Raw genomic sequence first — 12,567 nt, 5'->3', positions numbered from 1 at the left:
GAGCGAACGGGGCCGCCGGACCGCCCGGACACCGGGAATCGCAGCGCTCAGGCGTGCAGCACCGTCAGGATGTTGCCGCTGGGGTCGCCTGAACCGGGCGATGTCGGGCTCGCCCGGTCCGCCGCGCACGATGCCACGCTCATCGTGGTCGAACCCGCCGTACCTCAGGACCTCGACGACGGCGGCCCCATCGCGATCTCCTCCTCGTCGCAGATCCACAGGATCTGCACCCAGTTGCCGTCCGGGTCGGCGACAGTGCCGAACCAGTTGCCGCCGCGCTGCTCGAGCGGACTGATCCACCGCGCGCCGAGTGCGTCGATGCGGGCCGCGGCGGCCTTCGGGTCGTCGACCTCCACGTTGATCAACAGACGCGCGCCGTCGGTGTTGACGCCGGAGACGTCGTCGCGCCTGTCGAACATGAGGCAGAAGCCGTCGAGGTCGACGACGAGGTAACCGGGTCCGCCGTCGGCCGCGCCGGTGGACTCGATCGTCGCCTCGAACGCCGCGGCGTACCACTCGGCGAGGCGCCGCGGACCCTCGCTGGACAGGATCATCGAACCGATCGTTGCTGTTGCCATGTCCGGACAGACCCGCGAGTGGCCGCGAACTCATCGCCGCCGGACGAGTCGGATATGTCACGAACCGGTTTGGCGCGCACGAAGTCGGGCAATACGCCCGTGTGGTCCGAAACGCCCCGCTACCGTCGAAGTCCATGAGTGACGACGCGAGTCCACCTGGACGCTCCACTCGCCACCCGGACACGGGGGATCCGCCACAGCGGACCGGTTCGGTCAACGTCGCGGTCTTCACCGCGTCCGCCGTCATCGTGCTCGCATTCGCGATCTGGGCGCTCGCGGCACCGGGCACCGCCGAGAACGTCATCGGCGAGGTCCGCGACTTCATCACCCGCTGGTTCGGATGGTGGTACTTCATCCTCGCGACCGCGATCGTGGGCCTCGTCGTGTTCCTCGGCCTGTCGAAATACGGGCGCTACCGCCTCGGCCCGGAGGAGTCCCGCCCGGAGTACAGCCTGTTCACGTGGACGTCGATGCTCTTCGCCGCGGGTATCGGCATCGACCTGATGTTCTTCTCGGTGGCCGAACCGGTCACCCACTTCCTCAACCCGCCCGTCGGCGAGGCCGAGACCAACGCCGCCGCCCGCGAGGCGGTCACGTGGACGGTCTTCCACTACGGCGTGACCGGGTGGGCGATGTATGCCCTGATGGGTGGGGCGCTGGCCTATTTCGCGTTCCGGCACAACCTCCCGCTCACGATCCGCGCCGCCCTCTACCCGATCTTCGGGAAACGCATCGAGGGCCGCTGGGGCGACGCCATCGACGTCGCCGCCGTCCTCGGCACCATCTTCGGCATCGCGACGTCGCTCGGCATCGGCGTGGTGCAGCTCAACTTCGGCCTGAACGAGATCTTCGGCATCTCCCAGGGCAAGGCCGCCCAGATCGGCCTGATCGTGCTGTCGGTGGTGATCGCGACCGCCTCGGCGATCTCGGGCGTCGACAAGGGCATCCGGCGCCTGTCGGAGATCAACGTGGTCCTCGCGATCTTCCTGCTGATCTACATCACGGTCGCCAAGGACGCCGACTTCCTGCTCAACGGCCTGGTGCAGAACGTCGGCGACTATGTGGCGACCTTCGCCGACCGCACCCTGGACACCTTCGCCTGGGATCAGGTGAACCCGACGCCCGACCACGACGCCCGTGCGTTCGTCGACGGCTGGACCCTGTTCTTCTGGGCGTGGTGGGTGGCCTGGGCGCCGTTCGTCGGGTTGTTCCTGGCCCGGATCTCACGCGGAAGGACCTTGCGGCAGTTCGTCTTCGGCGTCCTCGTCGTGCCGTTCAGCTTCGTCCTGCTGTGGATCTCGATCTTCGGCAACAGCGCCCTGGCGGTGGCCCGCGGCGACAAGGACTTCGCCGAGACCACCGCGTCGGCACCCGAGGCCGGGTTCTACTCGCTGCTGGACCAATACCCGGGCGCCACGCTGCTCATCGGTGTCGCGACCATCACCGGCCTGCTGTTCTACGTGACCAGCGCCGACTCGGGATCACTCGTCATGGGCAACTTCACCAGCAAACTCGACGGCCCGATGACCGACTGCTCGCGACCGGTGCGGATCTTCTGGTCGGTCGCGATCGGCCTGCTCACCCTGTCCATGCTGTTCGCCGGCGGCGGCGACGGTTCGATCCTCACCCTGCAGGCGGCCACCGTCATCATGGGCCTGCCGTTCTCCTTCGTCCTCGGCATGATCGGGTACTCGCTGCTGAAGGCCGTTCGCACCGAGTCGATGAAGATCGACAGCTTCCGCACCACCCTGCCCAAGGTGATCGCGGTGGGCCGCGGGCCGACCGAGCAGAGCAGCTGGCGACAGCGTCTCATCGGCACGCTCCGCTTCCCCGGGAGGGTCGCGACCCGGAGATTCCTGACGGCGACGGTGATCCCGGCGATGCACGAGGTGGCCGAACAGTTCTCACGCGAGGGCGTCACCGCTTCGGTCGACGAGTCGGAGGAGAACGAGGGGCTGCCGTCGCCGCGGCTGACCGTCGAACTCGCCGACGCCCCGCGGTTCGAGTACTGCGTATGGCCGGTGTCGGCACCGACCCCGACCTACGCGGTCCGCTCCCAGCGCTCCGACGACCGGTACTTCCGGTGCGAGGTGTATCTGACCGAGGGGTCGCAGGGATACTCGCTGTCGGGCTACACCCGCGAGCAGATCATCGGCGACATCCTCGATCAGTACGAACGCCATCTCGGCTATCTGCACCTGCGTGATTCGGCGGCCGACCACCACGACCACGAACCCCCGGCCCGACCCGACGACGCCCCCGACGGCGCGGGCACCGCCCCGACCACGCCCTCCACCGACACACCCGACAACCGTGAAGGAGCCTCCGCTCCATGAGTGACACCCTCTACATCGATGGGCAGTGGCGGCCCGCCGCTTCCGGCGCGACCCGCGAGATCCGTTGCCCCGCCGACAACTCGGTGGTGGGCGTGGTCGCCGAGGGAGCGGCCGTCGACACCGAGGCAGCGATCGCCGCCGCACGCCGCGCGTTCGACACCGGCGAGTGGAACTCGACACCCGCCGACGAACGCGGCGACCTCCTCCTCCGGATCGCCGACCGGATCGACGCCCGCCGTGGCGAGTTCGTCCGCGCCGAGACCCTCGACACCGGGAAGCGGCCCTACGAGTCGGACATCGACATGACCGACATCGCCAATTGTTTCCGCTATTTCGGAAAGCTCGCCGCCCAGGACGCCGGCCGCGTCGTCGACACCGGTTCACCCGACGCCGATTCCCGCATCGTCTACGAGCCGGTCGGGGTATGCGGGCTCATCACCCCGTGGAATTATCCGCTGCTGCAGGCCGCGTGGAAGGTCGCGCCGGCACTGGCCGCGGGAAACACGTTCGTGCTCAAGCCCGCCGAGCTGACCCCTCATACCGCGATCCTGTTGTTCGAGGTCCTCCACGACCTCGGACTGCCGCCCGGCGTCGCGAATCTCGTCCTCGGGCCGGGCGCCGACGCAGGCGCCCCGCTGTCGTCGCACCCCGACGTCGACCTGGTGTCCTTCACCGGCGGCCTGGTGACCGGCCGGGCCATCGCGCGGGAGGCGGCCGCGACCGTGAAGAAGGTGGCCCTCGAACTCGGCGGCAAGAACCCGAATGTCGTGTTCGCCGACGTCGGCGCCACCGAGGACTTCTTCGCCGCGGCCGTCGACAACGCCCTCAACGCCGCCTTCCTCCACTCGGGCCAGGTGTGTTCGGCGGGTGCACGGCTCATCGTCGAGGAGTCGATCCACGACCGGTTCGTCGACGAGCTGGTCCGGCGCGCGGAGCAGATCCGGCTCGGCCTGCCGTTCGAGGAGGGCACCGAGACGGGCCCGTTGATCTCGCAGGCACACCGGGACAAGGTGCACGCATACGTGGAGCGGGCGCGCGCCGATGGAGCCGTGATCCGCTGCGGCGGCGCATTCGCCACCGGCGACCGGGGATCGGGCAGGCTCGACGACGGCTGGTTCTACCTGCCCACCGTCATCGACCGGGCCGATCGCTCGATGGCCTGTGTGCACGACGAGGCGTTCGGTCCGACGGTCACGGTCGAGACCTTCACCACCGAGGACGAGGCGGTGACCCTGGCCAACGACACGGTGTACGGCCTCGCCGGGGCGGTGTGGTCGTCCGACGCGGCGCGCGCACGACGCATCGCCGGACGTATCCGTGCCGGGACGGTGTGGGTCAACGACTTCGGTCCGTACCTGCCGCAGGCCGAGTGGGGTGGTTACGGACAGTCCGGATTCGGCCGTGAACTCGGCCCCACCGGGCTCGCCGAGTACCGCGAGGCCAAGCACGTCTACGAGAATCTCCGGCCGGGTGTGACCGGCTGGTTCGAGAACCGGAAGGGGTAGCGGTGACCGAGACGTACGACTACGTGGTCGTCGGTGGAGGATCGGCGGGTGCCGCCGTGGCCGCCCGCCTGTCGGAGGACCCGTCGGTGACGGTCTGCCTCCTGGAAGCCGGGCCGTCGGACGTCGGTGACGACGCGATCCTGCGCCTCGACCGGTGGATGGAACTTCTCGAATCCGGTTACGACTGGGACTATCCCATCGAGCCGCAGGAGAACGGCAACTCGTTCATGCGGCACGCCCGCGCCAAGGTGCTGGGCGGCTGCAGCTCGCACAACAGCTGCATCGCGTTCTGGGCGCCGCGCGAGGACCTCGACTCCTGGGAGCGCGATTTCGGTTGCGCCGGCTGGGGTTCGGAGGAGGTGTACGGGCTCTATCCGAAGATCGAGACCAACGACGCCCCGGGTGACCATCACGGTCGCAGCGGTCCGGTGCACATCATGACGATCCCGCCGCGCGACCCCTGCGGTGTCGCCCTGCTCGACGCGTGTGAGGCGGTCGGCATCCCGCGGGCGGAGTTCAACAGCGGAAAGACGGTCGTCAACGGCGCCAACTTCTTCCAGATCAACCGGAGGCCCGACGGGGTGCGGGCGTCGTCGTCGGTGAGCTACCTGCATCCGATCCTCGACCGGCCCAACCTGACCATTCGGACCGGGTCGTGGGCCAAGCGGATCGTGATCGAGAGGTCCGGCGGCGACCTGCACGCGGCGGCCGTGGACATCACCGACAACGCCTTCGGCCGCACGACGCGGATCGGGGCACAGCGCGAGGTGATCGTGTCCGCGGGGGCCATCGACACCCCGAAGTTGTTGATGCTCTCCGGGATCGGACCGGCCGACCATCTCGTCGAGCACGGCATCGACGTCCTCGTCGACTCCCCCGGCGTCGGCGAGCACCTGCAGGATCATCCCGAGGGCGTGATCGGTTTCGAGACCTCGAAGCCGATGGTCCGGGAGTCGACGCAGTGGTGGGAGGCGGGCATCTTCACCACGGTGGACGAGGGCCTGGACCGGCCGGACCTGATGATGCACTACGGCAGCGTGCCGTTCGACATGCACACCCTGCGGCAGGGTTATCCGACGAGCGAGAACACCTTCTGCCTGACCCCGAACGTCACCCACGCGAGGTCCCGCGGAACGGTGACGTTGCGCTCGTGCGACTTCCGCGACAAGCCTCGTGTCGACCCCCGGTATTTCACCGACCCCGAGGGCTACGACATGCGGATCATGATCGCCGGCATCCGGAGGGCACGGGAGATCGCCGCGGCCGCACCGCTCGCGGATTGGGTTGCGCGAGAACTGTATCCCGGACCGGACGCCACCTCCGACGACGAACTGGCCGACTACATCAGGCGGACCCACAACACCGTGTACCACCCGGTGGGAACCGTGCGGATGGGCCCGCCCGACGACGACATGTCGCCGCTCGATCCCGAGCTGCGCGTCAAGGGCGTGGCCCGCCTGCGGGTCGCCGACGCCTCGGTCTTCCCCGAACACACCACCGTCAACCCGAACATCACGGTGATGCTCGTCGGTGAGCGGTGCGCGGAGTTGGTGCGAGGCGGCTGATTCGCCCGAGATGTGCGGTCCTCGTGCTCTGGCCCCGCCGAGTCGGCCGGCGAGATCTCGCGGGCGGGCCCGATCGACGGCTTCCGCACATCTCGTTCGGCGCACCGACCCTCCGGTGCACCAGCCCGTCAGCCGGGGACCGCCCCGAAAGCGTCCACCACACGGTCGAGGACCGCGGTGACCTCCGCGGTCGCCGCGGCCCGATCCGCAGCGGACGCCACATACAGTGCGGCTTCATCGAGTGCGCCGATCGCGACGTGCGCGAGCGGCCGCGTGGGCTGATCGGTCACCTGCCCCGCGACGATGGCCGACCGGATCAGGCCCTCCACCAACGCGAAGCCGAACTCCTCACCACGTGCGCGCCATTCGGACCAGCCGAGGACCGACGGGGCGTCGACCAGGGTGATCCGATGGACCTCGGGCTCGGTGCACAGGTCGAGGAACAGTCGCATGCCGGCCTTCAGCGCGCCGATCGGGTCGTCGGCGGCGCTCTCGCCGACCGCCGCGCCGATCCGCGCGACGATGTCCTGCTCGACGGCGTCGTAGACGGCGGTGAACAGCCCCTTCTTGTCGTCGAATTGGTGGTACAGCGCACCACGGGTCACGCCGGCGTGCTCCACGATCTCCTGCGTCCCGACGTCGGCGAATCCGCGCTCACCGAACAGCTTGCGACCCGCGGCGATGAGCGCCGCGCGGGTCGCTGCGGTGCGTTCGGCCTGGCTTCGACGGTTGACTTTCATACAGGCTGCACGTAACTTTCGTACTCAGTGTTCGTAAGTCAGTAGAGTCTACGAGAAGCGGATCTCGCCATGGGTACCACACCGACCGCACTGCATCCCGTCGAACTCCCGTCCGGCACGATCGAATACGCCACCTACGGTCCGGAGGGATCGGAGTACCCGCCCGTGATGTTCGTGCACGGCGCCGTCGTCGACCACCGACTCTGGGAGCCGGTGGCCGAGTTGCTCGCCGAACGCGGAATCCGTTCGCTGGTGCCGCTGCTGCCCCTCGGTTCCCATCGAATCCCGTTGGGCCCCGGCGCTGATCGCTCGCCGCGGGGAGTGAGTCGGCTGTTGCGGGAGTTCGCCGGGCACTTCGGCCTGTCGTCGGCGACCCTGGTGGCCAATGACACCGGCGGGGCGATCACGCAGTTCGCACTCGACGAGGACCCCGGCTTCGTCGGGCGTCTCGTGTTCACCAACTGCGACGCGTTCGACCTGTTCCCGCCCCAGCCGTTCCGGCTGTACTTCGCGCTCATGCGACGGCGCGCCCTGCTCCGGCCGCTCGTCGAGGCGATGCGGTCGCGGGCGCTGCGACACTCGCCGCTCGGCGTGGGACTCCTGCTGAACGATCCCGACCCGGAACTCACCGCCTCGGTCTTCGAGCCGCTACAGACCGACCCGCGCATCCGCGACGACTTCCGCGCGTTCCTGAGCGGCATCCGGCCCTCGGACCTGTTCGCGGTGACCCAGCGGATGACGCAGGTGGATCTGCCCGTCCGCTTCGTCTGGGGTCGCGACGACCGCTGCTTCACGCTGACCCACGGCCGGCGGTTCGCCCTCCTCTTCGGGGGTGAGTCGGTGCCGTTCGTCGAGGTCCCGGACGCCCGGACCTTCGTCTCCCTCGACCGACCGGGGTCGGTTGCCGACGAGGTCGCGGCGTTCACGGTCGGGTCGACCGGACCGGAACGGAAAGAAGCCGCCGAGAAGGCGTCGGATTCCGAGCCCGCCGCACGACGGTAGATATGTGAGCGGCGACCATCCGGGTTCTCCCATCGAACGCCCAGGCGGGCCTCAGGCATTGCTGGCCGTGTATGACCAGGCACTGCCCGCCGTATACGGCTATGTCATCCATCGATGCGCCGACCGGCGAGTGGCCGAGGACGTCACCTCGGAGACCTTCCTGGCGGCGATGGACTCGGTGCGCCGTCATCGCGACACCGAGCCGACGACGCCCTGGCTGATCGGCATCGCCCGGCACAAGCTCGCCGACCACTGGCGGCGGGCCCAGCGCACTCCGGAACCCGTCGAGGACCTGCCGGAGGCCGGGGACGATCCCTGGGACGCCGAACTCGACCGCATGGTCGCCCATCACACCCTCGGACAACTGTCACCGGTCCACCGCGCCGTGCTGACCCTGCGCTACGTCGACGATCTCCCGGTCGGCGAATGCGCAGAGATCCTCGGGCGGACGGTCGGCGCCACCGAGGCCCTGCTCACCCGCGCGAAGCGCGCCTTCCGCGCGGCCTATCCGCAGACACAACCCTCGAGCAGCGGGAGAGGAGGTCACGCATGAGCACCCGGAACAGCACCCGCCACGGTGGGGCACGGGATCCGCTGCGCGTCCTGCGCGCAGCCGACGTCCCCGGCTTCGACGGTCCGGTGATGCCCGACGCCGGCTTTGCCGCGGCGCTGCGCGACCGCCTCGAACGCGGCGCGACACTACCGCAAGGAGTCGTCATGGCCGGCACGGCAACATCCACCGCAGCAGAAACCACCACGGAGTTCGAACCGACCGCGCAGACCCCGGTCGACCGACCCGGGGCCCTGCCCTATCTCGTCGTCGCCGAGCCGCGGCGCGCCATCGACTGGTACACCGCCACTCTCGGAGCGCGCCTGCGCGGTGAGCCGATCGTCATGGACGACGGCGTCATCGGCCACGCCGAGCTGGAGATGGGCGGCGGCGTCGTCTATCTCGCCGGCGAGTTCCCCGACCTCGGACTGCGTGCCCCGGAGCCCGGCAAGGTGTCGGTGAGCCTGATGCTCCCCGTGGACGACACCGACGCCGCGGTCGCTACGGCCGCCCGCGCCGGCGCCGCCGTCACGCGGGAACCGTCCGAGGCATACGGCAGCCGCACCGGCGTGATCGTCGACCCGTTCGGTCACCGCTGGATGCTGACCGGTCCGTCGAAGTCGGCCGTCGTCGACCGGATTCACCAGGGCGACATCGGATACATGTCCCTCAACACACCCGACGCCGTCCGCGCCCGCAGGTTCTATGCGGCGGTCCTCGGGTGGGAATACGACGCCGACGGACGCCGGGTCACCAATGTCGGACACCGACTGGGCATCTTCGAGACCGCGGGCCCGTCGACCGTGTTCTGCGCGTATGCGGTCCACGATCTCGAGGCGGCGCGTGCGCGGATCGTCGCCGCCGGTGGCCGTGGCGAGTTCGGGACCAGCCCGGACGGGCGCCGCGTCGTCGACGCCGTCGACGACCAGGGCGTCCGGTTCGCGGTCTACGCGATCGAATCCGGCGACGCGCGCCCCGACCAGCACCCCCGCACCCCCGGTGCGATGACGTACCTGACCGTGCGCACCCCCGACGGCGGGCGCTACCGCGATTTCTACGGGTCGGTGCTCGGGTGGACGTTCCACCCCGGCCGCATCGAGGACGGCTGGGAGGTCGACGACGTGCGGCCGCAGGTCGGGATCGCCGGTGGCGCAGACAGGTCCGTGTCCGTGCCGATGTGGGTCACCGACGACGTCGAGGCCGCCGTCGAACGGGTCCGCGCGGCGGGTGGCGCCGTGCTCGACGAGCCGAGTACGGCGCCGTACGGGGTGTCGGCGCGATGCATCGACGACCAGGGTGCGGAGTTCTACCTGGGGCAGCTGTTCTGAGCACCCGGCGAGATCGTGTTCCTCCCGCCGAGGTCGCATGCGACTCCGCTTCGCGACCTGCGACGCCGGCCGGGGTCGGTGGGCCCGGGGACGTCGCCGGAGACATCGCGTCGACTGCACTCCCGGCCGGCCCGTCAGCTCACCAGCAACCCGACGACCAGCACGGCGATCGCCGCGGTGGTGAGCACCGACCGGATGATGTTCCACGGAACCCACACCGCGGTGAACTCCGCCCACACACGGTCCGCCTCACCGCCGCGGACCGCGCCCGCGGCGTCGAGCCGGTTGTTGGCCGGGACGTTGACCACCATCGTGATGACCACGCCGGCCAGGGTGAGCAGGGTCGCGGAGAAGACCCACCAGCGCAGCGGGTGATCCCAGACCGCCCAGGTGGCCAGCGCCCCGAACACGACACCGCCGGCGAACACCACGGCGAACAGCGGATTGAGGATCGCAGTGTTCATCCGTTGCATCGCCGGCACCGCGACATCGGCCTCCGCACGGGTGAGACCGGGGATCACCGCATAGCCGAAACCGGCCAGCACACCGGCGGACAGACCCGTCGTCACGACGGTGAGCATCACCAGCACATCGCGCAGGACGTCCATGGGACAACTCTGCATCGTGACCGGCCGCGATGGGCCGGAACCGTCATGGTTCACTCTTAGCCATGTCCTCACGCTCCCGCGCCCGGGCCATCTCCGCGCGCCTGCCGTTCGGCATCGGGACGGTCGTACTCATCTGCTGCGCAGCTCTGCTCGTCACGGCCGGTGTGGTGCTGTTCGGAGGCGACCCGAAGGTGGACGACACCGACTACGCGTACGGCGAACTGCGCGACTACGAACGGCGGCCGACGACGGCCTGGACGATCGTCGGCCACCAGCATCTGCCCGATCATCGCGACGGGGTCCCGATCGAGGTCGCCGACGCCGCCGGGGACAAGTGGCTCATCTCCTACCCGTCCGGACTCGGCCGCTCCTTCACGATGATCGAGCGCCGCACCGGCAAGGTCCTGTGGGACACGCCGATCAACGCGGGCCAGGGCGACTGCGCCTTCAACGCGTCCGGCCAGGTCGGTTGCGCCGTCGAACTCGGCAGCCCCCTCGACGACGGTTTCTACCTCATCGACGAGACCGGTGCGCCCACCCGGACCGCGCGCTACCTCGACACCCGCAAGGTCGTGGGACTCGGCACCAACTTCCTGCGCGTGAACAAGGTGGGCCACCAGCTGTCGCTCACCACGCCCGCGGGCAAGACCATCTGGGCCCGCACATTCGCCGCGCCGATCGTCGGCATCGAGGTAGACGGCGACATCGTCGTCATCAAGACCGCTGACGCGAGCCAGTACCTGATCAACCCGGTCGATGGCGGCAATCGCATCGGCTGCGAGCAGTGCACCATCACCCTCTATCCCTCGGGGGTCACGGTCGAGCACCAGCAGTACGGCCAGGAGAAGGTGACCACCTACGCCATCGTCAACGGCCGCGTCGATCCCGACCCGGTCACCGAGGCAGCGGGACTGCAGGTCGAATCCGGGCCGTCGGTCCTGCCCCTCCTGACCGCCTCGAACCGCATCTTCGCCGGCCGCGGCGAGTACGAGGTACGCGATCCGGCCCGCCGCACCGCGCGCTGGCGGATCGCCGACCGTGAGTTGTCCAAGTCGGGCGCCATCGCCTGCGGTTCGTTGGTCAACTTCGGACTCCTCGACGGTTCGCGCACGACCTACGCCATCACCGACGGCACGCACATCGGCAGCGGCCCGCCGCCCGGCCCGACCACCCCGATCCTGGCGAATCCGGCGTGTGTCGGGTCGGCCGGGAACACGATGATCCTGCTCAACCAGGGCCAGCTCACCGCGCTCAAGCCCGACAACACGGTGGCCTGGGAGCAGCCGATGGGGTCCGGACGGGTCAAGGTCGTGGACGGATATCTCGTGCTCGGCGAGGGGGACACGCTGTCCGTCTTGCGCCCCGGCTGATGCCGGGAGTGGCACGACTCACATCAACGGACGTCTGCCCGCGACCACCTGCGAGGACAGATGTTGCTACATTTGTCCAGCCTTGACATGGTCACAGAAAAATAACGCTTTGCTCACGACTGCGTGTACGGTCGGCTCGGTTCCGCAAGCAGAAACCACGAGCAGTACACGCGAGGTCGATTCGTTTTGGGTAAACACTCCAAGCCACGCAAGAAAACACGCACGCCACTCTGGGCCGCGGCCCTGCTCCCGGTGGGAGTCCTGGCAGGCGCGGCGACCGCGGGCGCAGAGCTCTCCCAGCCGACCGCCGCACCGTCCAGCCGGCTCGGCGACAGCGGCGTCGACGCCACCGCGGCGTCGGCCCCGGCCCTGACCCCCGCCGTGAAGGCGCACCCGGTCAGCCCGACCGCCGAGCCCGAGCCCGCACCTGCGCCGGTCATCCGTCCGGCCAGCGTCACCTCCGGCGAGGTCCCCGCCACGAACTACGACGCCTACCAGAACGCCGCGAAGAAGATCACCGCGAAGCGTCCGCACTGCGGCATCGACTGGAAGGTCATCGCCGGCATCGGCAAGGTCGAGTCCCATCACGCCGACCGGGGCAACGTGAACCCCGACGGTGCGCTGCGCAGCGCGATCTTCGGTCCACGCCTCGACGGCTCGCTCGGCGGCAACGAGGTCATCAGCGACACCGACGGCGGCGAACTCGACGGCGACCCGGTCTACGACCGCGCGGTCGGCCCCATGCAGTTCCTTCCGGCGACCTGGAAGGCCTACGCCATCGACGCCAACGACGACGGGAAGACCGACCCGCAGAACATCTTCGACGCCGCGCTGACCACGGCGAACTACCTCTGCGACGGCAACCTGGACCTGCGCAACCCGGCATCGCTGGTCACCGCGATCCTGCGGTACAACAACTCGATGGAGTACGTGAACAACGTCCTCGGGTTCGCACGCAGCTACTGAGCCGGCCCCCGAGTCGGTT

11 protein-coding genes are annotated in these 12,567 nt (G+C 69.2%); 8 read left to right on the top strand and 3 right to left on the bottom strand.

Annotation, left to right across the window (positions count from 1 at the left end; translation table 11 throughout):
* Positions 1 to 164 precede the first annotated feature (164 nt).
* The gene (locus tag ABFT43_RS01985) at positions 165 to 578 is read right to left on the bottom strand and encodes a VOC family protein (protein ID WP_347958727.1); all 414 of its coding nucleotides are present in this window, start codon (positions 576 to 578) and stop codon (positions 165 to 167) included.
* A 134-nt stretch (positions 579 to 712) separates the two neighbouring features.
* Between ABFT43_RS01985 and betT the strand changes: the two genes are divergently transcribed.
* The 3 genes from betT to ABFT43_RS01970 are packed head-to-tail and all read left to right on the top strand — an operon-like array spanning position 713 to position 5,984.
* Entirely contained in the window at positions 713 to 2,914 is a 2,202-nt protein-coding gene (gene betT, locus ABFT43_RS01980) for a choline BCCT transporter BetT (protein ID WP_347958726.1), read from the top strand.
* Positions 2,911 to 4,419: an aldehyde dehydrogenase family protein gene (locus tag ABFT43_RS01975; protein ID WP_347958725.1), complete on the top strand. Its 1,509-nt coding sequence runs from the start codon at positions 2,911 to 2,913 to the stop codon at positions 4,417 to 4,419. The genes betT and ABFT43_RS01975 overlap by 4 nt, the downstream gene beginning before the upstream one ends.
* A 2-nt stretch (positions 4,420 to 4,421) precedes the next feature.
* Positions 4,422 to 5,984 carry a GMC family oxidoreductase gene (locus ABFT43_RS01970; protein WP_347958724.1) on the top strand — a complete coding sequence of 521 codons (1,563 nt, stop codon included), beginning with the start codon at positions 4,422 to 4,424 and terminating at the stop codon, positions 5,982 to 5,984.
* Between the two features lie 128 nt (positions 5,985 to 6,112).
* Here the strand turns inward: ABFT43_RS01970 and ABFT43_RS01965 are convergent, their stop codons facing one another.
* Positions 6,113 to 6,724 carry a TetR/AcrR family transcriptional regulator gene (locus ABFT43_RS01965; RefSeq protein ID WP_347958723.1) on the bottom strand — a complete coding sequence of 204 codons (612 nt, stop codon included), beginning with the start codon at positions 6,722 to 6,724 and terminating at the stop codon, positions 6,113 to 6,115.
* A gap of 69 nt (positions 6,725 to 6,793) precedes the next feature.
* Here ABFT43_RS01965 and ABFT43_RS01960 point away from each other — a divergent pair, with 69 nt between their 5' ends.
* From ABFT43_RS01960 to ABFT43_RS01950, 3 genes are read left to right on the top strand one after another with little or no spacing between them, the layout of a single operon-like run.
* Positions 6,794 to 7,726, top strand: a complete 933-nt coding sequence (locus tag ABFT43_RS01960; RefSeq protein ID WP_347958722.1) for an alpha/beta fold hydrolase — start codon at positions 6,794 to 6,796, stop codon at positions 7,724 to 7,726.
* A 4-nt stretch (positions 7,727 to 7,730) separates the two neighbouring features.
* Positions 7,731 to 8,279: an RNA polymerase sigma factor gene (locus tag ABFT43_RS01955; RefSeq protein WP_457590085.1), complete on the top strand. Its 549-nt coding sequence runs from the start codon at positions 7,731 to 7,733 to the stop codon at positions 8,277 to 8,279.
* The gene (locus ABFT43_RS01950) at positions 8,276 to 9,604 is read left to right on the top strand and encodes a VOC family protein (protein WP_347958721.1); all 1,329 of its coding nucleotides are present in this window, start codon (positions 8,276 to 8,278) and stop codon (positions 9,602 to 9,604) included. The genes ABFT43_RS01955 and ABFT43_RS01950 overlap by 4 nt, the downstream gene beginning before the upstream one ends.
* Before the next feature lie 134 nt (positions 9,605 to 9,738).
* Here the strand turns inward: ABFT43_RS01950 and ABFT43_RS01945 are convergent, their stop codons facing one another.
* Entirely contained in the window at positions 9,739 to 10,212 is a 474-nt protein-coding gene (locus tag ABFT43_RS01945; protein ID WP_347958720.1) for an anthrone oxygenase family protein, read from the bottom strand.
* Positions 10,213 to 10,274: 62 nt separating this feature from the next.
* Here ABFT43_RS01945 and ABFT43_RS01940 point away from each other — a divergent pair, with 62 nt between their 5' ends.
* Together ABFT43_RS01940 and ABFT43_RS01935 are read left to right on the top strand one after the other, a co-directional pair.
* On the top strand, positions 10,275 to 11,582 hold the full coding sequence (locus tag ABFT43_RS01940) for a hypothetical protein (RefSeq protein WP_347958719.1): 1,308 nt from the start codon (positions 10,275 to 10,277) through the stop codon (positions 11,580 to 11,582).
* Between the two features lie 186 nt (positions 11,583 to 11,768).
* Entirely contained in the window at positions 11,769 to 12,548 is a 780-nt protein-coding gene (locus tag ABFT43_RS01935; protein WP_347958718.1) for a lytic transglycosylase domain-containing protein, read from the top strand.
* Positions 12,549 to 12,567 lie beyond the last annotated feature (19 nt).

It is taken from the genome of Gordonia aurantiaca, assembly GCF_039939235.1.
Lineage (GTDB): Bacteria > Actinomycetota > Actinomycetes > Mycobacteriales > Mycobacteriaceae > Gordonia.
The sequence above is the reverse complement of the archived record's forward strand: the minus strand, read 5'-3'. Positions and strand labels throughout refer to the sequence as shown.

What these genes read in the sequence shown, in the direction of transcription:
- ABFT43_RS01985 (WP_347958727.1), bottom strand. Translation starts at nt 578, where the DNA reads ATGGCAACAGCAACGATCGGTTCGATGATCCTGTCCAGCGAGGGTCCG.
- betT (WP_347958726.1), top strand. Translation starts at nt 713, where the DNA reads ATGAGTGACGACGCGAGTCCACCTGGACGCTCCACTCGCCACCCGGAC.
- ABFT43_RS01975 (WP_347958725.1), top strand. Translation starts at nt 2,911, where the DNA reads ATGAGTGACACCCTCTACATCGATGGGCAGTGGCGGCCCGCCGCTTCC.
- ABFT43_RS01965 (WP_347958723.1), bottom strand. Translation starts at nt 6,724, where the DNA reads ATGAAAGTCAACCGTCGAAGCCAGGCCGAACGCACCGCAGCGACCCGC.
- ABFT43_RS01960 (WP_347958722.1), top strand. Translation starts at nt 6,794, where the DNA reads ATGGGTACCACACCGACCGCACTGCATCCCGTCGAACTCCCGTCCGGC.
- ABFT43_RS01950 (WP_347958721.1), top strand. Translation starts at nt 8,276, where the DNA reads ATGAGCACCCGGAACAGCACCCGCCACGGTGGGGCACGGGATCCGCTG.
- ABFT43_RS01945 (WP_347958720.1), bottom strand. Translation starts at nt 10,212, where the DNA reads ATGGACGTCCTGCGCGATGTGCTGGTGATGCTCACCGTCGTGACGACG.
- ABFT43_RS01940 (WP_347958719.1), top strand. Translation starts at nt 10,275, where the DNA reads ATGTCCTCACGCTCCCGCGCCCGGGCCATCTCCGCGCGCCTGCCGTTC.